The organism is Streptomyces sp. bgisy027 (assembly GCF_057710365.1).
This window is the reverse complement of record NZ_JBYIVZ010000020.1, coordinates 133,741-154,582: the sequence shown is the minus strand read 5'-3', so window position 1 is coordinate 154,582 and position 20,842 is coordinate 133,741. Positions and strand designations below refer to the sequence as shown.

The following is a 20,842-nucleotide window of genomic DNA, read 5'->3' as shown; positions in this document are numbered from 1 at the left end:
CTGGTCAGGGGTGGGGGGTCGTGGGGTCGTTGTCGTTGGGGGGTTCCGTGGGGGCCAGGTTGCCGAAGTCCCGGTCGGGGGGAGGTGGCGGGGACGCCACGTCGAGGCCGTAGTGGTGGTAGAGCTGGAGTTCCTGTTCGGGGGACAGATGGCGGCCCACTCCGAAATCGGGTGCGTCCTTGATCAGGGCGCGGTCGAAGGGGATGCGGAGGGTGCCCTCCACCAGCTCGCTGGGCTCCAGGGGGACGAAGGCGTCGCGGGAGAACAGGCCGGTGCGTATCGCCGCCCATTCCGGCACTCCGGTCGCGTCGTCGAGATAGACCTCGTCGATGGTGCCGATCTTGGTGCCGTTGCGGTCGAAGGCCTTGCGGCCGATCAGATTGCGCGGATCGATGTCGGTCTGCACGGGCCCTCCACTTGGTCGCAACTCATCCGTAAGCACTACGAAAAGGCAGAATGGTGAGAGCGGCCACTCGAAGGTCCGTGCGGCGACCTCGCTGGTAGGCTTTCTAGCGGCTGCTGACCCCGTGCGGGAGAGTCCTCCGGAGAACACCGGAGGCGCCGAAGGAGCAAATCCTCCCCGGAATCTCTCAGGCTCACGTACCGCACGGACGAGGTCACTCTGGAAAGCAGAGCGGGTGTCGACGGCTTCCGCTCTCACCGACGGTGAAAGCCGACGGCCTTCGGGCGGTCCGGTGAAGCTCTCAGGTTGAGATGACAGAGGGGGAGGCCGTCCGGGTACCCGCGCCGTGGTGCCCCTCGAAGGTCGTCAGACCAGGAGGCCTCCGCAATGACCGCCCACCGCATTCCGCTCTCCGAGCTCGAGCAGGGAATCCCCTTCGAGCAGCGTCATATCGGTCCCGATCATGAGGCCCGGGCCAAGATGCTCGCCCAGGTCGGGTACGGCTCCCTCGACGAGCTCACCGCCGCCGCGGTGCCGGACGTGATCAAGAACGCCGACTCGCTGGACCTGCCGGGAGCCCGCACCGAGGCGGAGGTGCTGGCCGAGCTGCGGTCGCTGGCCGACCGCAACCAGGTGCTGGACTCGATGATCGGGCTCGGGTACTACGGGACCTTCACCCCGCCGGTCATCCTGCGGAACGTCATGGAGAACCCCGCCTGGTACACGGCCTACACGCCGTACCAGCCCGAGATCTCCCAGGGCCGTCTCGAGGCCCTGCTGAACTTCCAGACGGTGGTCGCCGAGCTGACCGGGCTGCCGACCTCCGGTGCTTCCCTGCTCGACGAGGGGACGGCCGCCGCCGAGGCCATGGCGCTGTCCCGGCGCATGGGCAAGAACAAGAAGGGCCTGTTCCTGGTCGATGCGGACGTGCTTCCGCAGACCATCGCCGTGATCGAGACCCGCGCCGAGCCGACCGGCGTGGAGATCGTCGTCGCCGACCTCAGCGAGGGCATTCCGGCCGAGGTCGCCTCGCGTGAGATCACCGGCGTGCTCCTGCAGTACCCCGGCGCCTCCGGTGTCGTACGGGACATCAAGCCGGTCATCGACCAGGCGCACGAGCTCGGTGCCCTCGTCACCGTCGCCGCCGACCTGCTCGCGCTGACGCTGCTCAAGTCGCCGGGTGAGCTCGGGGCGGACATCGCGATCGGTACGACGCAGCGCTTCGGCGTGCCGATGGGCTTCGGCGGCCCGCACGCCGGCTACATGGCCGTCCACGAGAAGTTCGCGCGCAGCCTGCCGGGGCGGCTCGTGGGCGTGTCCGTGGACGCCGACGGCAACAAGGCCTACCGGCTGGCGCTCCAGACCCGTGAGCAGCACATCCGCCGGGAGAAGGCCACCAGCAACATCTGTACGGCCCAGGTGCTGCTCGCCGTGATGGCCGGTATGTACGCCGTGTACCACGGGCCCGACGGGCTGCGGAGCATCGCGCGGCGGACCCACCGGTACGCCTCGATCCTCGCCGCGGGCCTCGCGGCCGGCGGAGTCGAGGTCGTGCACGGCTCCTACTTCGACACGCTGACCGTGCGGGTGCCCGGAAAGGCCGCCGAGGTCGTCGCCGCCGCCCGGGAGAACGGCGTCAACCTGCGCCTCGTCGACGCCGACCACGTCTCCGTCGCCTGCGACGAGACCACGCTGCGGGCCCAGCTGGGCGCCGTATGGACGGCGTTCGGGGTCGAGGGCGACATCGAGGCGCTGGACGCCGGCACCGAGGACGCGCTCACGGACGGGCTGCTGCGCACCGACGACTACCTCGCGCACCCCGTCTTCCACCAGTACCGCTCCGAGACGGCGATGCTGCGCTACCTGCGCCGGCTGGCCGACCGGGACTACGCGCTCGACCGCGGCATGATCCCGTTGGGCTCCTGCACGATGAAGCTCAACGCGACCACCGAGATGGAGCCGGTCACCTGGCCGGAGTTCGGGCAGCTGCACCCCTTCGCACCCGCCGAGCAGGCGCAGGGCTATCTGACGCTCATCCGCGAGCTGGAGGAACGTCTCGCCGAGGTCACCGGCTACGACAAGGTGTCCCTCCAGCCGAACGCCGGCTCGCAGGGTGAGCTGGCCGGTCTGCTCGCCGTGCGCGGATACCACCGGGCCAACGGAGACGAGCAGCGGACCATCTGCCTCATCCCGTCCTCCGCGCACGGCACGAACGCCGCCAGCGCCGTGATGGCCGGCATGAAGGTCGTCGTCGTGAAGACCGCCGACGACGGCGAGATCGACGTCGAGGACCTGCGCGCCAAGATCGAGAAGCACCGGGACGAGCTGTCCGTGCTGATGATCACGTACCCGTCGACGCACGGTGTGTTCGAGGAGCACGTCGCCGACATCTGCGCGCAGGTGCACGAGGCCGGCGGGCAGGTGTACGTCGACGGCGCGAACCTCAACGCGCTCGTGGGACTGGCCAAGCCGGGCCACTTCGGCGGCGACGTCTCGCACCTGAACCTGCACAAGACCTTCTGCATCCCGCACGGCGGCGGCGGTCCGGGCGTCGGCCCGGTCGGCGTGCGCTCGCACCTGGCGCCGTACCTGCCCAACCACCCGCTCCAGCCGGCCGCCGGTCCGGAGACGGGCGTCGGCCCGATCTCGGCGGCGCCGTGGGGTTCCGCGGGGATCCTGCCCATCTCCTGGGCGTACGTCCGCCTCATGGGCGGCGAGGGGCTGAAGCGGGCCACGCAGGTGGCCGTGCTGTCCGCGAACTACGTCGCCAAGCGGCTGGAGCCGCACTACCCGGTGCTCTACACCGGGCCCGGCGGGCTCGTCGCGCACGAGTGCATCATCGATCTGCGCCCGCTGACCAAGGCGACCGGCGTGAGCGTCGACGATGTGGCCAAGCGGCTCATCGACTACGGCTTCCACGCGCCGACGATGTCCTTCCCGGTGGCCGGGACGCTGATGATCGAGCCGACCGAGTCCGAGGACCTGGCCGAGCTCGACCGGTTCTGCGAGGCGATGATCGCCATCCGCGCGGAGATCGAGAAGGTCGGGTCGCAGCAGTGGCCCGCCGAGGACAACCCGCTGCGCAACGCCCCGCACACCGCCGGTGCGCTGGGCGGCACATGGGAGCACGCGTACAGCCGTGAGGAGGCCGTGTTCCCGGCCGGGATGTCGGCCGCCGACAAGTACTGGCCGCCGGTGCGCCGCATCGACCAGGCCTTCGGCGACCGTAACCTCGTCTGCTCCTGCCCGCCGCTGGACGCCTACGACGACTGAGCCGCACCGGGCTGACGCCCACGCGGGCGACGCACCCGAGCAGGAAGGGCTCCCCTCCGGCCACGCACAGCCGGAGGGGAGCCCTTCCGTGTGTCATGCGGTCGTCAGAGCGACCTCCGTGGCCTCCACCAGCGCGACGACGGGGACGCCGGGGGACAGGTCGAGGTCGGTCGTGGCGTCCCGGGTCACGGCGGCGGTCACCGCGCCGCCGTCGACCGCGATCTTCACCGACGCCATCGCGCCGCCCGTGGCGATGCCGGTGATCGTGCCGGGGAGCCGGTTGCGCAGGGGCCGGGGGTCCTCGACCGGGGAGGTGGCCAGGCAGATGTGCGTCGCCGTCACGAGGGCGTTCACGGTGGTGCCCTCGGTCAGGCCGAGTTCCTCGACGGCCGACGGGACGATCGCCGCTGTGAGGTCCTGGCCGCCGGTGAGATGGACGTCGACCATGGCCATGGTCTCGCCCGGACTGATGGACGTGATCGTGCCGGGGAGCTGGTTGCGGATGCTCGGGCTCATGGGAGACGCCTCGCGCGGGCTCTTTGATGTGTTTATACGGCTTTTGTGTCCACCCTAGCCGCCGCGCCCCGTCCTCAGGTGATCCCGGACGCCCTGAGCACCGCACGCGCCTCGGCGTCGTCGATCTGGTGGCGCAGCCGTTCCAGGACGTCGATGCCCTCCAGCAGGGTTCCGCTCGCGCGTGAGCGGCGTACCCCGGTGTCCAGCTCGTGCCACAGCAGCGGGTTGGCGAGGAGGACGCGTGGGTCCAGTTCGAGGCGGCGGCCGTCCGCGTCGCGCAGGGTGAGATGTGTGGAGACGCCGCCGTGCTGCCGTACGGTCACCAGCTTGTCCGTGCGCACCGCCTGACGCCGTACGAGACCGCGCACCGCGAGCCAGCCCGGGCCGGCGGTCACGCGCTCGGGGAGCAGGATCGTGAACAGCAGGGAGGTCATGACCAGCCACAGCAGGGTCCGTGCCGGCGTCAGGGTGTGGCCGTCCCAGTCCACCAGGAGGGTCATCCCGAAGAAGGTCACCGCGCAGCCTGTGGCGAACCGGGCACTGTTCTGCCAGTGACGGTCACCGGTCGGGGCCGGGCGCGGTCTGCTTCCGTCCACAGTGCTGACGGTAGGGGCCGCCGGCGCGGCTGCGAACAGCGCTGACAGCGCTCTGTCGTCTTACGGCTCATCGTTGACGCGATCCTGATGTGGCCGCGCCCGGTTCGGTCCGGTGCGTGCGTCAGCCGGTGTGGACGCGCGGCCGGCGGTCGCGGTCCGGCTCCGCCTCGCGAGGACCTCCCGGGTGACCGGGGCGACCTCGCCCTGGCCGAAGAGGAAGAGGCGCGGGAAGTCGGCGTAGGGCGTGCCCTCCGTCCGCTCGAAGGAGATGTGCGGGATGCAGCCGGTCGTGTCACGGACGTACGGCAGCAGGGCGGCCAGGGCGTTGGGGGTGAAGGACGACTCCAGGGTGAGGACGCGGTAGCGGTGGTGCATGACCTGGCCGCGTACGGCCAGGCCCGCCTCGAATTCGGAACACGTCCTTCGGCGGCCTCCCGGTGCTGCTGAAGCTGCTCGCCCGTGACAACGACCTGCCGCACGTGTTCGCGCTGAAGGCCGACCGGCAGGCGCACCGGCACGGGGTCCTGGCTCCGGGGCGTTCGAAGCCGTCCGCCGCGGCTACGTGCGGATCGGGCAGCGGCTCGGCCTCGGCCGCATCCCGGAGCATCCGCACCGCGGCCGCTCGGTGGTGATCGTGCCGGTCTCCTCGCTGTCCCGGCTCACCTCGGAAGCCCTCACCGCGGCCGCCTCGCTCGGCGACGAGGTCCGCGCGGTCACCGTCTGCCACCCCACCCCGAGGACCGGGCCGCGCTGCACGCCCTGGAGCGCTCCGGGGCCGAGTGGGACCCCGGCGTGCCCCTGGTCCGGCTCAGCAGCGAGCGGCGCTCCCCGGGCCGCCCCGTCGCCGCCTACGTCCGTGACGTCATGGCCTCCGAGCCGGTCACCCGGGTGACCGTGCTGACCCCGGAGACCGGGCCGGAACGGCTGCGGCGACGGCGGCTCCAGAACCGGCGGGGCGCTGTCGTCGCGCACGCCGTGCGCAAGGCGACGGGCGCGGTGACCTGCCGGTTGACCTCCGCTCGTCCTGGCCCCGGTGCGCCTGCGACCTGCGGTGATCGTGTCGCCGTAAGAGAACCGTCAAAGGCGCGCAACGGGCCGTATGGGAGCCGTCAACAGCGCTCGAATCCGGCCACGAAGGCGGTTTCCTCGGATCGTCCCTGTCCGACCGAACCTCATCCAGGAGTGCACGGTGGCCGATCTGGCCTTCGTCGCCATCACGATCGCGTGCTTCGCGCTGGTGGCTCTCGTCGCCAAGGGGGTGACGAAGCTGTGACCGCCGAGAACATCGTCGGCCTCGTCGTGGCCGTCGCCCTGCTGGGCTATCTCGTCCTCGCCCTGATCTTCCCGGAGAGGTTCTGAGACAAGGCATGGGTCCCGTACTTGCCGGCGTGCTCCAGCTGCTCGCCCTGATCGCAGCTCTGGCGCTCGCCTACATTCCGCTCGGCAACTACATGGCCAAGGTCTACTCCTCCGACAAGCACTGGCGTGCCGAGAAGTGGATCTACAAGGCCATCGGCGCCAACCCCGACACCGAGATGCGCTGGACCGCGTACCTGCGCGGCGTCCTTGCCTTCTCCGTCGTCGGCATCCTGTTCCTGTACCTGCTCCAGCGGATCCAGGGCGTGCTGCCCGGCTCGCTGGGTTTCTCCTCGATCGACCCGGACCAGGCGTTCAACACCGCCGTGTCGTTCGTGACCAACACCAACTGGCAGTCGTACTACGGCGAGCAGGCCATGGGCCACGTCGTGCAGACCGCCGGTCTGGCCGTGCAGAACTTCGTCTCCTCGGCCGTCGGCATCGCCGTCGCCGTGGCACTGGTGCGCGGGTTCGCCCGCTCCCGCACCGGTGAGCTGGGCAACTTCTGGTCCGACCTGGTGCGCGGCACCCTCCGCGTCCTGGTGCCGATCGCCGCCGTCGCCGCGGTCGTCCTCGTCGCCTGCGGCGCCATCCAGAACTTCTCCGGCATCCACGAGGTCGGCCAGTTCACGGGCGGTCAGCAGCAGTGGAACGGCGGCGCGGTCGCCTCCCAGGAAGCCATCAAGGAGCTCGGCACCAACGGCGGCGGCTACTTCAACGCCAACAGCTCCCACCCCTTCGAGAACCCCACCCCGTTCTCCAACCTCTTCGAGATCTTCCTGATCCTCGTCATCCCCTTCGCGCTGACGCGCACCTTCGGCCTCATGGTCGGTTCGGTCAAGCAGGGTTACGCGATCCTCGCGACCATGGCGACCATCTGGGTCGGCTGCGTGGCGCTGATGATGTGGACCGAGTTCGCCCACCACGGCCCGGCGTTCGACATCGCCGGTGGCGCGTACGAGGGCAAGGAGGTCCGGTTCGGCGTCGGCGCCTCGTCGATCTTCGCGACGTCGACCACACTCACCTCGACCGGTGCGGTGGACTCCTTCCACTCCTCGTTCACCGGCCTCGGCGGGGGTCTCACCATGCTCGGCATGATGCTGGGCGAGATCGCGCCCGGTGGCGTGGGCTCCGGCCTCTACGGGATGCTGATCATGGCGATCATCGCGGTGTTCATCGCCGGTCTGATGGTCGGCCGCACCCCCGAGTACCTGGGCAAGAAGATCGGCGCCCGCGAGATCAAGCCGGCGGCCTGCTACATCCTGGTCACCCCGGCGCTGGTGCTCGTCTTCACCGCCTTCGCGATGGCGCTGCCGACCCCGGCCCACTCCATGACCAACAGCGGGGCGCACGGATTCTCCGAGATCCTGTACGCCTACACGTCCGCGTCCAACAACAACGGCTCGGCGTTCGCCGGTCTGAACGTGGACACGCGGTGGTTCAACAGCACGCTGGGCCTGTGCATGCTCTTCGGCCGGTTCATGCCGATGATCTTCGTGCTGGCCCTGGCCGGCTCGCTCGCCGAGCAGAAGCCGGTTCCCGCGACCGCGGGCACCCTGCGCACCGACAAGCCCCTGTACACGGGTCTGCTCGTCGGCACGATCCTCGTCATCACCGGTCTGACGTACTTCCCGGCCCTGGCGCTCGGGCCGCTGGCCGAGGGGCTGGCGTGATGACCACCCGCACACAGAAGCAAGAGGACTCGATGTCCACAGCCGCCCCGACCCGGGCGCCGCACAGCGACCTGCCCACCGGGCACAAGTCCCCCGAGGGCCGTGTGGGCGCGGGCCTCTTCGACCCGAAGCAACTGCTCGAGTCGCTGCCCGACGCCCTTCGCAAGCTCGGCCCACGGGTGATGGTCAGGTCTCCCGTGATGTTCGTGGTCCTCGTCGGCTCCGTGCTGACGACGGCCTTCTCCTTCAAGGACCCGGGCGACTGGTTCGGCTGGACCATCAGCGCCTGGCTGTGGCTGACGGTGATCTTCGCCAACCTGGCGGAGGCCGTCGCCGAGGGCCGCGGCAAGGCGCAGGCCGACACGCTGCGCAGGGCCAGGACCGACACGGTCGCCCGCCGGCTCGACGGTTCCGTCGAAGAGCGGGTGCCGGGAACCGAGTTGCGGATCGGTGACCTCGTCGTCTGCGAGGCCGGCGACATCATCCCCGGTGACGGCGACGTCATCGAGGGCGTGGCCTGCGTCGACGAGTCGGCGATCACCGGCGAGTCGGCCCCGGTCATCCGTGAGTCCGGCGGCGACCGTTCGGCCGTCACCGGTGGCACGAAAGTCCTCTCCGACCGCATCGTCATCAAGATCACGACGAAGCCCGGCGAGACCTTCATCGACCGGATGATCAACCTCGTCGAGGGCGCGGCCCGGCAGAAGACGCCGAACGAGATCGCGCTGAACATCCTGCTCGCGTCGCTGACGATCGTCTTCCTGCTGGCCTGCGCCACGCTGCCGCCGCTGGCGGACTACGCGGGCACGCATCTGACGATGGTCGTGCTGGTCGCCCTCCTCGTCTGTCTGATCCCGACGACCATCGGCGCCCTGCTCTCCGCGATCGGCATCGCCGGCATGGACCGGCTCGTGCAGCGCAACGTGCTCGCGATGTCCGGCCGTGCGGTCGAGGCCGCCGGTGACGTCTCCACGCTGCTGCTCGACAAGACCGGCACCATCACGCTCGGCAACCGTCAGGCCGCCGAGTTCGTGCCGGTGAGCGGGACCACGGAGGCCGAAGTCGCCGACGCCGCCCAGCTGTCGTCGCTGGCCGACGAGACGCCCGAGGGCCGCTCCATCGTCGTACTGGCGAAGGAGAAGTACGGACTGCGCGAGCGCCACCAGGGCGAGCTGGCGGGTGCCGAGTGGATCGCCTTCACCGCCCAGACCCGGATGTCGGGCGTGGACGTCGACGGGCGCAGGATCCGCAAGGGCGCGGCCGGTTCGGTCATCGCCTGGGTGCAGGAGCGGGGCGGCACGGTCGCGGCGGACGCGGACACCGTCGCCAACCGTATGTCCGAGGCCGGCGGCACCCCGCTGCTGGTCGCCGTCGAGGACGCCGGCGGAGCCCGGGTCCTGGGCGTCATCCACCTCAAGGACGTCGTCAAGGACGGCATGCGGGAGCGGTTCGAGGAACTGCGCCGCATGGGCATCAAGACCGTCATGATCACGGGCGACAACCCGCTGACCGCCAAGGCGATCGCCGAGGAGGCGGGCGTCGACGACTTCCTCGCGGAGGCGACTCCCGAGGACAAGATGGCGCTCATCAAGCGGGAGCAGGCCGGCGGCAAGCTGGTCGCGATGACCGGTGACGGCACCAACGACGCGCCCGCGCTCGCGCAGGCGGACGTCGGCGTGGCCATGAACACCGGTACGTCGGCCGCCAAGGAGGCCGGCAACATGGTCGACCTCGACTCCGACCCCACCAAGCTGATCGAGATCGTCGAGATCGGCAAGCAGTTGCTGATCACGCGCGGCGCGCTGACCACGTTCTCCATCGCCAACGACGTGGCGAAGTACTTCGCGATCATCCCGGCGCTGTTCGCGGTCGTCCACCCGGGCCTGGACAGGCTCAACATCATGAACCTGTCCTCGCCGGACTCCGCGATCCTGTCCGCGGTCATCTTCAACGCGCTGGTCATCATCGCGCTGGTGCCGCTGTCCCTGAAGGGCGTGCGGTACCGGCCGGTCAGCGCGGACAGGATGCTGCGCCGCAACCTGACCGTCTACGGCCTGGGCGGCCTGATCGCGCCCTTCATCGGCATCAAGCTCATCGACCTGCTCATCTCCCTCATCCCCGGAATCGGCTGATCGCCATGAACAACTCCGTCACCAACACCGCCCGGTTGCTCGGGGCGGGTCTGCGGGCGCTGCTGGTGCTGACCCTGCTCACCGGCGTGATCTATCCGCTGGCGGTCACAGGTGTGGCCCAGGCGCTGTTCAACCACAAGGCGAACGGCTCCGAGATCAAGTACGACGGCAAGGTCGTCGGCTCTTCGCTGATCGGCCAACAGGGCTACAGCCTCAAGTACTTCCAGTCCCGCCCGGCCAACGGGCTGGGCGAGAACTCGGTCAACACCCAGTACAAGCTGATCCTTTCCGGCGCCACGAACCGCTCCGGCGACAACCCCGAACTCATCAAGTGGGTGAAGGAGGCGAAGGCGAAGGTCGTCAAGGACAACTCCGTGCCCGGCTACACCGTCAGGCCCTCCCAGGTCCCCGCCGATGCGGTCACCTCCTCCGGCTCCGCCCTGGACCCGGACATCTCTCCCCAGTACGCCGAGATCCAGGTGCACCGGGTCGCCGAGCGCAACGGCCTGTCGGTCGCGCGGGTGGAGCGGCTTGTCAAGGACCACACCGAGAGCCGCACCCTCGGCTTCATGGGCGAGCCACGTGTGAACGTGCTGGAACTCAACATCGCGCTCAAGGGCCTTGTGGCCAGGGGCTGATGAGGTTATGTGAACCGAACGGGAGCCGTCGGCCGGAGACATCCGATCCGCCGGCTCCCGCAGCCGTGAAGAGCGCCGGCGCCGACGACTACGTGACCAAGCCGTTCGGCATGGCCGAGCTGACGGCCCGGCTGCGGGCCGCAGTCCGCCGTACCGATGACACTCCGCTCGCCCCCGAGACGACCCTCGTGGACACGGACGAGTTCGTCATCCACCTGCGGGCCAAGTAGGTCGTCCGCGGCCACCGCGAGGTACGGCTCACCCCGACGGAGTGGCTCCTGCTGGAGATCCTGGTCACCGACCCGGGCCGGCTTGTCACCCAGACAACCCGCGTCCCGCGTGCAGCCGAGGCCGGTGATCGGATCGCTTCGTAATGTTCGTCAGCCCTGCCGAATGTTTCGACTCCGAGGAGGGCTTGCCCATCCCGAATCCTGTGAGCACGGTTTCCGACTCCTCAAGAGCCGCCTCCGCCGTGGCGGTTGGCGGCAGATTCACCGTGTACAAGGGGTTGCCACCGTTTGGGGGCTGTCTCTAGGGTGCGGCAGCAACGAAGGTTTCTGGATCTCGTCCGAAACTTTCGATCCAACGGACGGTCGACGACGGACCGTCCCGTACCCAAGGAGCGGATCATGGGCGACCCGGGACTGTCCCGCCGCGGCTTCCTCGCGGCCTCCGCCGCGGCCGGTGTGGGCATGACGGCACTGAGCGGCTGCGGTGGCGACTCGGACGGAGGGTCGTCGGACGGCACGACCACCATCGAGTGGTGGAACATCTCCACCACCGAGCCGACCAAGAGCGTCTGGGCGGCGCTGGCCAAGAAGTTCGAGGCCCAGAACCCCAAGGTCAAGGTGAAGATCGTCCAGTTGGAGAACGACGCCTACAAGTCGAAGATGACGGCCCTGACCGCCTCCGGGAAGCTCCCCGACATCTTCCACACCTGGGGCGGCGGCGTCCTCAAGCAGCAGGTCGACGCCGGTCTCGTCGAGGACCTCACCGACCGCACCAAGGACTTCGCCGAGGGTCTGCTGCCGGTCGCGAAGGAGCCGTACCTCCTCGACGAGAAGGTGTACGGCATACCGTTCGACATCGGCATGATCGGCTTCTGGTACAACAAGGCGCTCTTCAAGGACGCGGGCGTCGCCGAACCCCCCACCACCTGGAGCGACTTCCTCGACGCCGTACGGAAGCTGAAGGCGAGGAACATCACCCCGCTCGCCCTCGCGGGCAAGGAGAAGTGGCCCGGCATGTACTACTGGGCCTACCTCTCGATGCGCACCGCCGGCGCCTCCGCCCTCCAGAAGGCCTACGACGACAAGGACTTCACCGGCGACCCGTTCGTCCAGGCCGGACAGCACCTCCAGGAGCTCGTCGACCTCCAGCCGTTCCAGAAGGGCTTCCTCGGCGCCGCCTACTCCAGCCCCACCGGCCAGGCCGCGGCCGTCGGCAACGGCAAGGCCGCGATGGAGCTCATGGGCCAGTGGGCCCCGGTCGTCCAGGCCGACGCCGGCAAGGGCCTCGGCGACGACCTCGGCTTCTTCCCTTTCCCCGCGGTCGAGGGCGGCAAGGGCACCATCACCGAGGTGTTCGGCGGAGGCGGCGGACACGCCCTGCGCACCGGAGCCCCGCAGGCCGCCGTCGACTTCCTGAAGTTCTTCGCCTCCGAGGCGACGGACGTGGAGCTGGTCAAGAAGACCGGCGTCCTCCCGGTCGTCCCGGCCGCCGAGAGCGCCATCACCGACCCCAACATCAAGGCCGTACAGGCCCAGTTGAAGGCCGCCACCGGCTTCCAGCTCTACCTCGACCAGGCCTACGCCCCCGCCGTCGGCCAGGAGGTCAACGACAGCGTCGGCGCGCTCATCGCCGGATCCAAGTCCCCGCAGCAGGTCGCCGAGTCGATCACGAAGACCTCGAAGGAAGAGCAGTAGCCGGCGATGACCTCCACGTTCCTGCCGGACAAGCGCACCGGCCCCGGCCTCGAACCCCCGCCCCCGTCCGCCGGGGCGGACCGGGGGCGGGCCCGGCGGCGCCTGCGGCACTGGCTCACCGCGGTCGGCTTCCAGGTGCCCGCCCTGGTGCTGTTCCTCGTCCTGGTGCTGCTGCCGATGCTGTTCGCGCTGTACGCGGCCTTCTTCCGCTGGGGCGGCTTCGGAATGCCGTCCGACTACATCGGCGGCGACAACTTCACCCGCCTCTTCCAGGACCCCGTCTTCCTCGGGGACCTGTGGCGCTGTCTGCTCCTCGTCGTACTGTCGCTCGCGATCCAGCTGCCGTTCGCGCTCGCCATGGCCGTCCTGCTCAACCAGAGGCTGCGCGGCCGGGCCTTCTACCGGATGCTGTTCTTCGGGCCGTACGTCCTGTCCGAGGCCATCACCGGCGTCCTGTTCGGCATGATCTTCGCCCCGGACGACGGCCTCGCCGACCAGATCCTCGGCGGCATCGGCCTCGACGGGCTCGGCGGCGAGTGGTTCGCCGACCCGTCGAACGTCATGGCCACCCTCTTCCTGGTCATGACCTGGAAGTACTTCGGCTTCCACATGATGCTCTACCTGGCCGGACTGCAGTGCATCCCGCGGGAGTTGACCGAGGCCGCGCTGATCGACGGCGCGAACGCCTGGCAGCGCTTCCGCAGTGTCACCCTGCCGCTGCTCGGGCCCACCCTCCGGATCAGCGTGTTCCTGTCCGTGATCGGTGCGATCCAGCTCTTCGACCTGGTCTGGGTGACCACCGCGGGCGGCCCCGACCATCACTCCGAGACGATGGCCGTGACCATGTTCCAGTACGGCTTCAAGCGCTACCAGGTCGGCTACGCCAGCGCGATCAGCGTGGTCATGTTCGGCATCAGCCTCGTCTTCGCCCTCGCCTACCAGCGGTTCGTGCTCCGCCGCGACCTCCAGGGAGCCACCACGACGATGCGGGGAGGCGCCAAGTGACGGCCAGGTCCGGCAGGAAGACCGGTACGAGGAACCTGCCGCTGCACGTGATCCTCATGGTGGTCGGCGCGGTGATGGTGGTGCCGCTGCTGTACGCCGTGCTGTCCGGCTTCAAGTCCACCGACGAGCTCTCCCGCAACCCCGTCGGGCTGCCGGAGTCGTGGGTGGCCGGCAACTACACGGACATCCTCGGCTCCGGGGACTTCTGGCGACTGATCGGCAACAGCACCCTGATCGCGGTCGGTACGACCGTCCTGGTCGTGGCCGTCTCCGCGCTGTCTGCGTTCTCCTTCGCGCGCTTCGCCTTCCGCGGGCGGGAGGGCCTGTTCACCCTGTTCACCATGGGGCTGATGTTCCCCTTCGCGGTGGCCGCCCTGCCCCTGTTCCTGCTGCTGCGCTCCCTGGGACTGCTGGACAACCCGCTCGGCGTGATTCTCCCGCAGGCGGCGTTCGGGCTTCCGATGACCATCATCATCCTGCGCGGCTTCTTCCGGGAGATCCCCGGCGAGCTGGAGGAGGCGGCCACGCTCGACGGGTGCAGCTCCTTCGGGTTCTTCTGGCGGGTGCTGCTGCCCATGGCGCGGCCGGCGCTGGGCACCGTCTCGGTCCTCGCCGTCGTCACCAGCTGGAACAACTTCTTCCTGCCGCTGCTGGTGTTCACCGACTCCACGTGGTGGACCATCCCGATCGGCGTCCAGCAGTTCCAGGGCCAGTACTCCGCGGACTACGCCCGCGTCTTCGCCTACCTGGTGCTCGCCATGGTCCCCGCCCTCGCCTTCTACTCGGTCGCCGAACGCCAGCTCGTCGGCGGCCTCACCGCCGGTGCGACCAAGGGATGACGCGCGCGGGCGGACGTACGGCTCACCCACACATCCGAGCAACGTGAGGAGTCGCACCATGCGCAACAACCGTCTCGGAGTCATCGGCGCCCTCGCGGCCGTCCTGGTCGCGGCGACCGTCCCGGCCGCCGAGGCCCACGGGGACCGGCCGCCCACCCTCGCCGACCTCGCCGAGCGCCACGGCCGCTACTTCGGCAGCGCCACCGACAACCCCGAACTCCTCGACCAGCCGTACACGGCGCTCCTGGGCAGCGAGTTCGACCAGATCACGCCCGGCAACGGCATGAAGTGGTACGCCACCGAACCCCACAAGGGCGTCTTCGACTTCACCCAGGGCGACGAGATCGTGGCCCTGGCCCGCGCCGACCACCAGAAGGTGCGCGGCCACACCCTCGTCTGGCACAGCCAGCTGCCGGAGTGGCTCACCGACCGCGAGTGGACGGCGACCGAGCTGCGGGCCGTGCTGAAGAAGCACATCCAGACCGAGGTGCGGCACTACCGCGGCAAGATCTACGCCTGGGACGTCGTCAACGAGGCGTTCAACGAGGACGGCACGTACCGCGAGACGGTCTTCTACAAGACGCTCGGACCCGGCTACATCGCCGACGCCCTGCGCTGGGCCCACCAGGCAGACCCGAAGGCAAAGCTCTACCTCAACGACTACAACGTCGAGGCGACCGGCCCGAAGAGCGACGCCTACTACGAGCTGGCCAAGCAGCTGAAGGCCCAGGGCGTCCCGCTGCACGGCTTCGGCCTCCAGACCCATCTGGCGCTCCAGTACGGCTATCCGGACACCCTGGAGAACAACCTCCGCCGCTTCGCCCGGCTGGGCCTCGACACCGCACTCACCGAGGTCGACGTACGGATGCAGCTCCCCGCCACCGAGGAGAAGCTGGCCCAGCAGGCCGACTGGTACCGGGACATGACCGAGGCGTGCCTGGCGGTGCGCCGATGCGTGGGGATCACGGTCTGGGACTACACGGACAAGTACTCCTGGATCCCGGCGTTCTTCCCGGGCGAGGGCGCGGCCCTGCCCTGGGACGAGGAACTGCGGCCCAAGCCCGCCTACTTCGCGCTGCGCCGGGCGCTGAGGTAGGCCACCGTTGCCGTGGTGTCCCGGGCGTCGGTACGAGGGTCGCCCGGGACACACGGTGCACTACCGTGTGTGATCGCCCCCGGACACACGTCGGGGCCGGCTCGCAGTCAGGGTCTGCGACCGGCCCCTGGAAGTACGCCGGGCGTCCGTCGTGCCGCCCGGTGGTGCGGGTCCTCACCGGCGTCGACCGCCGGCGGGGCACTACGCCGCGGTCATCACCTTGCCGGTGCCCAGCGGACGGTGCGGGGCGATGATCTGGCCGTCGGGCAGGAGCTCACCGGTGTCCTCGAAGAGCAGGACGCCGTTGCACAGCAGGCTCCATCCCTGCTCCGGGTGATGCGCCACGAGTCGGGCGGATTCCCGGTCGGCGGAGTCGGCTGAGGGGCACGGTGGCTGGTGCTGGCACATGGATGGGATCTTTCGGTCTGTTGTGATCTGTGAGTCGGCTGTTTTGTCTGTCTCGCGGCGTGAAGCTTCGTTCATGGCCGCTCCCCCGTTGTGATAAGTCGGTCGGAACCAGTGTTGCCCCACGGGCGTCAATCCGCAGGGATTTCGCAGCACCGCTTTCTCACAGGTTGATGACGCTTCACCCGCGCGGATGGTTCATCCCAACTGCACTGTCACTTCGGGTGGTTCGCAGTGGTCGGATGGGGCTAGTCCGTACGGGCCGGAGCCGCCCACTGGGCTCATTCGAGCGCTTTCTTGCTCGTACGAGTTATTCACGGCTCGTACGCGCGTGATTCGTGATTCCAGTTGTCCGATACGAGCCTAATCCCACCTCCGGAAACACGCGTACCCCGCCACCCGGAATGGGCGGCGGGGTGCCGGGCGCTCGCGCGGGGTGCCGTCAGGCGGGGGAGCCGAGCAGTGGAGGCAGGGGCGGCAGCGGGGCCGGGGTCGCGCGAAGAGTGAGCACCGGGAGCAGTTCGGCGACCCGGTGCGGCACATGGGCGGCGATGCCGGGCGGTGCCGGGGCCAGCGGCACGAGGATGTCCGCGGCGTCCGGATGGCCGGTGGCGCCGTCCGCCGCGCAGTCGCCGTGCAGCCACAGCGCGAGCATGTAGAGGCTCGGGATCGACAGCAGGCGCGGCTGGCAGGGCTGGGCGATGGTCTCCGCCTGGCGCAGTGCCCGTTCGGTCGAGGCGATGTAGGGGCCCTCGAAGAAGTGCGAGAAGGTCCAGCCGTCGGGGGTCAGCCGGGTCTCGGCCGCGGCCACGGCGCGCTCCCCGCACCGGATCAGGAAGCGCCAGCCGGCCAGCCGTGTCGCGGACACATCCGCCGGGGTGATCTCGTCCAGGACGTGGACGGGCAACGGCAGTTCGGGTGTGGCGGGCCCCTGGGCGGCGCGCAGCGAGGGCGTTCGGGCCTCGCGGACGGCGGTGGGTGAGCCGAGTGCGGTGAGGACGGAGCGAAGTGCGGGCGCGGGAGCCGGGGGGACATGCAGCGGCATGGTGGGTCGCCTCTCATTCGACAGGCACAGTGGCGCGAGGGCGGGGCGGGGGCGGACGGCGCTGTCAGCTCACGAGGTCAGAGAGGTGGGGGCCGCGTCCGGGAGCCAAGGGGGATGGGTGAGACCTGCCGCACGTCGCCTGGACGGCAGGACCGGGACCGCGGGCGCCAACCCTCTGCCTTGATTGCGAAGTTTATACGACGAGTGTTCAGACGGTGTTTCGTCTAACCGCTTTCAGCGCACTCGGCAAGGAGCCAATCGGCCGCTGATTTGCGGGAGTCCTCCCGATTCTCGACCGGTGTCCGGGCGGTGACCTCGAAATATGTCACTGGTGCGGACGGCCAATTGTCGTCGGCGATTTTCACGAGTTCGTGAGCCGTCCGAAACTGCACAGTGCACCATGCCCGCTGAATGTGCCACCGGTCACATCCGACAGAGTAGCGGGCGCTGGGTCCGCGCGAGACGTTATCGATCGCTTCGGCTGGGCACACTCTCACCTGACCCGCGAGACCGGCGGCCGGATCTTCGGCCCGCCCATCCGAGGAGGGACGCTTCGATGGGGGAGAAGGTCGTGGCAGGTCGCTTCGATCTGTCCGATCGCCAGCACTACCGCGAGAAACTGCGGCGGTGTCTGACGGGCCTGGAGCGACTGCTGGCGGAGAAGCGGTTCGACCGCCCCAAGAACCTGATGGGGCTGGAGATCGAATTGAACCTCACCGGCGCCGACGGCATGCCGAAAATGTTGAATGGGCAGGTACTGGAGCGGATCGCGAGCCGCGATTTCCAAACAGAACTCGCCATGTTCAATCTGGAAGTGAACATAGCCCCACACCGATTGCAGGGGCGGGTATTCGACCGGCTGGCGGAGGAACTCCGTACGTCACTGGCATATGCCGACCGAAAAGCGGGCGAGGTCGACGCGGGAATCGTGATGATCGGCATTCTGCCGACCCTCGACCGGGACGACCTGGTCTCCTCGAACCTCTCCGACGTGGACCGCTACGCCCTGCTCAACGATCAGATCGTGGCCGCCCGCGGCGAGGACTTCATGCTCGACATCGACGGCGTCGAGCGTCTGACGTGCACGTCGAAGTCCATCGCCCCCGAGGCCGCCTGCACCTCCGTGCAACTGCATCTCCAGGTCACGCCGGGCCGTTTCGCCGACGTCTGGAACGCGGCCCAGGCGGTCGCCGCCGTGCAGGTCGCCGTCGGCGCCAACTCTCCGTTCCTGTTCGGGCGTGAGCTGTGGCGCGAGTCCCGCCCGCCGCTGTTCCAGCAGTCCACCGACACCCGCCCGCCCGAACTCCAGGCCCAGGGCGTGCGACCGCGCACCTGGTTCGGGGAGCGGTGGGTCACCTCGGCGTACGACCTCTTCGAGGAGAACCTGCGCTACTTCCCGGCCCTGCTGCCGATCTGCGACGAAGAGGACCCGCTCGACGTCCTCGACTCCGGCGGGGTCCCGGGGCTCGCCGAACTCGTCCTGCACAACGGCACCGTGTACCGCTGGAACCGGCCTGTCTACGGCATCGCCGACGGCGTCCCGCACCTGCGCGTGGAGAACCGTGTGCTGCCCGCCGGACCGACCGTCACGGACGTCATCGCCAACGCGGCCTTCTACTACGGCGTCGTCCGCGCCCTCGCCGAGGAGTCGCGCCCGGTGTGGACCCGGATGCCCTTCGAGGCGGCGGCCGCCAACTTCGACGCGGCCTGCGAGCACGGCATCGACGCCCGGCTGCACTGGCCCCGTCGCGGCCGGTACGGCGGGACGGCCGAGGTCGACGCGGTGAGCCTCGTACGCGACGAACTCCTGCCGCTCGCCGAAGCCGGCCTCGACGCGTGGGGGGTCGAGCCGGCCGACCGGGACCTCTACCTCGGCGTCATCGAGGATCGCTGCCGCCGGCGCATGAACGGCGCGTCCTGGCAGGCGGCCACCTACCACCGTGCACGGGAGGCGGGCATGTCCCGGGACGCGGCGCTGGCCGCCACGACGCGCCGCTACCGCGAGCTGATGCATCGCGGGGAGCCGGTGCACACCTGGCCGGTGGGGTTGCTGGAGCCGGTGCCACTGGGGTGACGGCCGCGGGGGACGGTACGAGCCGCCCCCGTCAGCCCCGTCAGCCCCGTCAGCCCCGTCAGCCCCGTCAGCCCCGTCGGTCGGGAGACGCCGCGTTCACGATCGCCTTGAGGATCACCGTCTGGATCTGGGCCGGATCCGTCACCTCGTGGCCCGACCCGCCCGTGGCCGCGGCGATGCGGTTGGCCTCCTCGCGGTCGGCGTCGGGGCCGACGGCGATCATGATCAGGGGCACCGGGCGCTCGGGGTCGGCGAGCCGCTCAAGACGTGCGAGGAGGCCGGCACGCGAGATGCTGCCGGGATCCTCGTTCTCGCCGTCGGTGAGGACGACCAGCGCGTTGAACCTGCCCTCGGAGTAGGAGCCGGTCGCGGCCCGGTACGCGGCGAGAGTCGTGTCGTACAGGCCCGTCGCGCCGTCCGGCACCGGCTCCAGGTCGCCGAACGCCGCGGACAGCCGGTCGCGCTGGGTGCCGGCGCCCTCGCGGTCGCCGAGCCGCTGGGTGGGGACACGGACGCGGTAGTCCTTGTCGCCGTCCAGCTCCGTGGAGAAGTCCCACAGCCCGATCTCGTCCTCGGCGGTGAAGGTGGAGAGCGCCTGGAGCAGGGCCGCCTTGGTCACGTCCATCCGGGACCGCCCGGTGCCCGGTACCGTCTCGGACATCGAGGCGGAGGCGTCCACGACCGCGGTGATCCGCGCGCTCTGCACGGTGATCGTCCACACCCCGAGGGTCTCCTGGAGCGCCACCGCCGAGGCCGGCCGGGCCGGGGCCTTCCTGTACGGCTGCGGGCTGCTGCCGCCGGCGCGGGTCACCAGTGCGTCCGGCACGTCCTCGGCGGAGGTCCGGAAGCCGTGCCGCTCCAGCAGCCGCAGCTGCCGTGCGTCACGCAGATAACTCATGAACCGGATCGCGGCCCGGCTCTCGTCGGTCGTCAGCCCGGTCCGGGTGAGCAGCGTGTACGGGTAGTCCAGCCGGGGCGAGCCGTCCTTCGGGTAGAAGAAGTCCAGTCCGCCGCCCCCGCCGTCCGCCGCGGCGTTGTACACGTGCGCCGTCTGCTCGCTGACGACCAGCGCCTGATTGCGCTTCGGGTTGCCCTGCTCGGTGCCCGAGGAGTCCCGCGGCAGGGTGTCCAGGACCTGGGCGTCGCTGTCGGAGATGCGCTGGGAGAGTGCCTTCATCATTGCCGCGGCCTGTGTGTCCCCGCCCTCGGTACCGGCGGAGGCCGCGCTCAGCCGGGTGAGCGCGAGCAGCCCGGTCGCGCTGCGCGCGGGGTCGGCCGCGCCGAGCCGCAGCGAGTCGTCACGCAGGGCGGCACCGGCCAGCTCCAGCCAGGCGTACGACTTCCTGGGCCACCCCAGCGACTTCGCGGCCGTCGGCACCATCGCCACGCCCACCGGGGTGGAGGCGACATGGCCGACCGTGGCGACGTCGGCCGTGTCGCCGTCCGTGCTGAGCCGCTCAAGCCACACCTCCGAGTCCGGCACCCACACCTGCGCGCCGGGGTCCTTGCCTGCGAGAAGGGTGTCGGCGACCTTGTAGGACTCGCGTGCGTCGACCGTGACGGCGACGCATCGCCCGTCCGAGGTGAGGTCGTCGTCCCGGGCCTGTTCGGCGGCGGTCTTGAGGGCGGGGGCCAGTTCGGGGGAGACGGCCAGGGCCAGCCGCACCGGGTCGTCCTGGCAGGAGGAGCCGAAGGAGAGCAGTCCGCCTCTGACGGCGGCGGCCGTACCGCCGGCGACGGCCAGGGCGAGAACCGCGGCGATGGCCACCGTGCGGCGTCGTGCGCGTCGACGGGGGTCGCTGCCGCCCGCCCCATACTGATCGGGCAAGCTGTGACGTCCCATGTCGGTCGTGCCCCTCCCTGTTG

16 protein-coding genes, 3 pseudogenes and 1 riboswitch are annotated in these 20,842 nt (G+C 69.7%); of the genes and pseudogenes, 12 read left to right on the top strand and 7 right to left on the bottom strand.

All coding sequences use genetic code 11. The features are described from left to right. Positions 1 to 4 precede the first annotated feature (4 nt). Positions 5 to 406: a PRC-barrel domain-containing protein gene (locus AC3ETA_RS22095; RefSeq protein ID WP_432194629.1), complete on the bottom strand. Its 402-nt coding sequence runs from the start codon at positions 404 to 406 to the stop codon at positions 5 to 7. Positions 407 to 520: 114 nt separating this feature from the next. Then, positions 521 to 616: riboswitch (glycine riboswitch) on the top strand. A 174-nt stretch (positions 617 to 790) separates the two neighbouring features. Between AC3ETA_RS22095 and gcvP the strand changes: the two genes are divergently transcribed. Then, on the top strand, positions 791 to 3,676 hold the full coding sequence (gene gcvP, locus AC3ETA_RS22090) for an aminomethyl-transferring glycine dehydrogenase (protein ID WP_432194628.1): 2,886 nt from the start codon (positions 791 to 793) through the stop codon (positions 3,674 to 3,676). Positions 3,677 to 3,769: 93 nt separating this feature from the next. Here the strand turns inward: gcvP and AC3ETA_RS22085 are convergent, their stop codons facing one another. From AC3ETA_RS22085 to AC3ETA_RS22075, 3 genes and pseudogenes are all read right to left on the bottom strand, one after another. Beyond that, complete coding sequence (locus AC3ETA_RS22085; RefSeq protein WP_432194627.1) at positions 3,770 to 4,192, bottom strand: TOBE domain-containing protein; 423 nt, start codon at positions 4,190 to 4,192, stop codon at positions 3,770 to 3,772. 74 nt (positions 4,193 to 4,266) lie between these two features. Further along, on the bottom strand, positions 4,267 to 4,788 hold the full coding sequence (locus tag AC3ETA_RS22080) for a hypothetical protein (protein WP_432194626.1): 522 nt from the start codon (positions 4,786 to 4,788) through the stop codon (positions 4,267 to 4,269). A gap of 121 nt (positions 4,789 to 4,909) precedes the next feature. After that, positions 4,910 to 5,202 (bottom strand): annotated as a pseudogene (locus AC3ETA_RS22075) (amino acid transporter); the annotation flags it as partial. Here AC3ETA_RS22075 and AC3ETA_RS22070 point away from each other — a divergent pair. The 10 genes and pseudogenes from AC3ETA_RS22070 to AC3ETA_RS22025 form a co-directional block, all read left to right on the top strand. Next, positions 5,202 to 5,799 (top strand): annotated as a pseudogene (locus AC3ETA_RS22070) (hypothetical protein); the annotation flags it as partial. The pseudogenes AC3ETA_RS22075 and AC3ETA_RS22070 sit on opposite strands and share 1 nt — an antisense overlap. A 258-nt stretch (positions 5,800 to 6,057) precedes the next feature. Further along, positions 6,058 to 6,147 (top strand): K(+)-transporting ATPase subunit F, encoded by a 90-nt coding sequence (gene kdpF / locus AC3ETA_RS22065; protein ID WP_016434100.1) that lies wholly within the window; start codon positions 6,058 to 6,060, stop codon positions 6,145 to 6,147. Positions 6,148 to 6,155: 8 nt separating this feature from the next. Further along, positions 6,156 to 7,817 carry a potassium-transporting ATPase subunit KdpA gene (kdpA, locus tag AC3ETA_RS22060; protein ID WP_432194625.1) on the top strand — a complete coding sequence of 554 codons (1,662 nt, stop codon included), beginning with the start codon at positions 6,156 to 6,158 and terminating at the stop codon, positions 7,815 to 7,817. Then, entirely contained in the window at positions 7,817 to 9,949 is a 2,133-nt protein-coding gene (gene kdpB / locus AC3ETA_RS22055; protein WP_432194624.1) for a potassium-transporting ATPase subunit KdpB, read from the top strand. The genes kdpA and kdpB overlap by 1 nt, the downstream gene beginning before the upstream one ends. 5 nt (positions 9,950 to 9,954) lie before the next feature. Further along, positions 9,955 to 10,587 carry a potassium-transporting ATPase subunit C gene (locus tag AC3ETA_RS22050; RefSeq protein WP_432194623.1) on the top strand — a complete coding sequence of 211 codons (633 nt, stop codon included), beginning with the start codon at positions 9,955 to 9,957 and terminating at the stop codon, positions 10,585 to 10,587. A 74-nt stretch (positions 10,588 to 10,661) separates the two neighbouring features. Next, positions 10,662 to 10,910: pseudogene (locus tag AC3ETA_RS22045) on the top strand (response regulator transcription factor KdpE); the annotation flags it as partial. A gap of 306 nt (positions 10,911 to 11,216) precedes the next feature. Beyond that, the gene (locus tag AC3ETA_RS22040; RefSeq protein WP_432194622.1) at positions 11,217 to 12,512 is read left to right on the top strand and encodes an extracellular solute-binding protein; all 1,296 of its coding nucleotides are present in this window, start codon (positions 11,217 to 11,219) and stop codon (positions 12,510 to 12,512) included. A gap of 6 nt (positions 12,513 to 12,518) precedes the next feature. After that, a complete protein-coding gene (locus AC3ETA_RS22035; RefSeq protein ID WP_432194621.1) occupies positions 12,519 to 13,517 on the top strand; it encodes a carbohydrate ABC transporter permease in 999 nt (332 codons plus the stop codon). A gap of 56 nt (positions 13,518 to 13,573) precedes the next feature. After that, complete coding sequence (locus AC3ETA_RS22030) at positions 13,574 to 14,356, top strand: carbohydrate ABC transporter permease (protein WP_432194642.1); 783 nt, start codon at positions 13,574 to 13,576, stop codon at positions 14,354 to 14,356. A gap of 58 nt (positions 14,357 to 14,414) precedes the next feature. Continuing rightward, complete coding sequence (locus tag AC3ETA_RS22025; protein WP_432194620.1) at positions 14,415 to 15,452, top strand: endo-1,4-beta-xylanase; 1,038 nt, start codon at positions 14,415 to 14,417, stop codon at positions 15,450 to 15,452. Positions 15,453 to 15,653: 201 nt separating this feature from the next. Here AC3ETA_RS22025 and AC3ETA_RS22020 read toward each other — a convergent pair whose 3' ends face one another. Together AC3ETA_RS22020 and AC3ETA_RS22015 are read right to left on the bottom strand one after the other, a co-directional pair. Continuing rightward, complete coding sequence (locus tag AC3ETA_RS22020) at positions 15,654 to 15,860, bottom strand: DUF5999 family protein (protein ID WP_030053671.1); 207 nt, start codon at positions 15,858 to 15,860, stop codon at positions 15,654 to 15,656. A gap of 439 nt (positions 15,861 to 16,299) precedes the next feature. Beyond that, the gene (locus AC3ETA_RS22015) at positions 16,300 to 16,902 is read right to left on the bottom strand and encodes a hypothetical protein (protein ID WP_432194619.1); all 603 of its coding nucleotides are present in this window, start codon (positions 16,900 to 16,902) and stop codon (positions 16,300 to 16,302) included. A 556-nt stretch (positions 16,903 to 17,458) separates the two neighbouring features. Here AC3ETA_RS22015 and AC3ETA_RS22010 point away from each other — a divergent pair. Continuing rightward, positions 17,459 to 18,976, top strand: coding sequence for a glutamate-cysteine ligase family protein (locus AC3ETA_RS22010; RefSeq protein WP_432194618.1), 1,518 nt, complete (start codon positions 17,459 to 17,461; stop codon positions 18,974 to 18,976). Positions 18,977 to 19,043: 67 nt separating this feature from the next. Here AC3ETA_RS22010 and AC3ETA_RS22005 read toward each other — a convergent pair whose 3' ends face one another. Beyond that, entirely contained in the window at positions 19,044 to 20,819 is a 1,776-nt protein-coding gene (locus AC3ETA_RS22005; RefSeq protein ID WP_432194617.1) for a substrate-binding domain-containing protein, read from the bottom strand. Positions 20,820 to 20,842 lie beyond the last annotated feature (23 nt).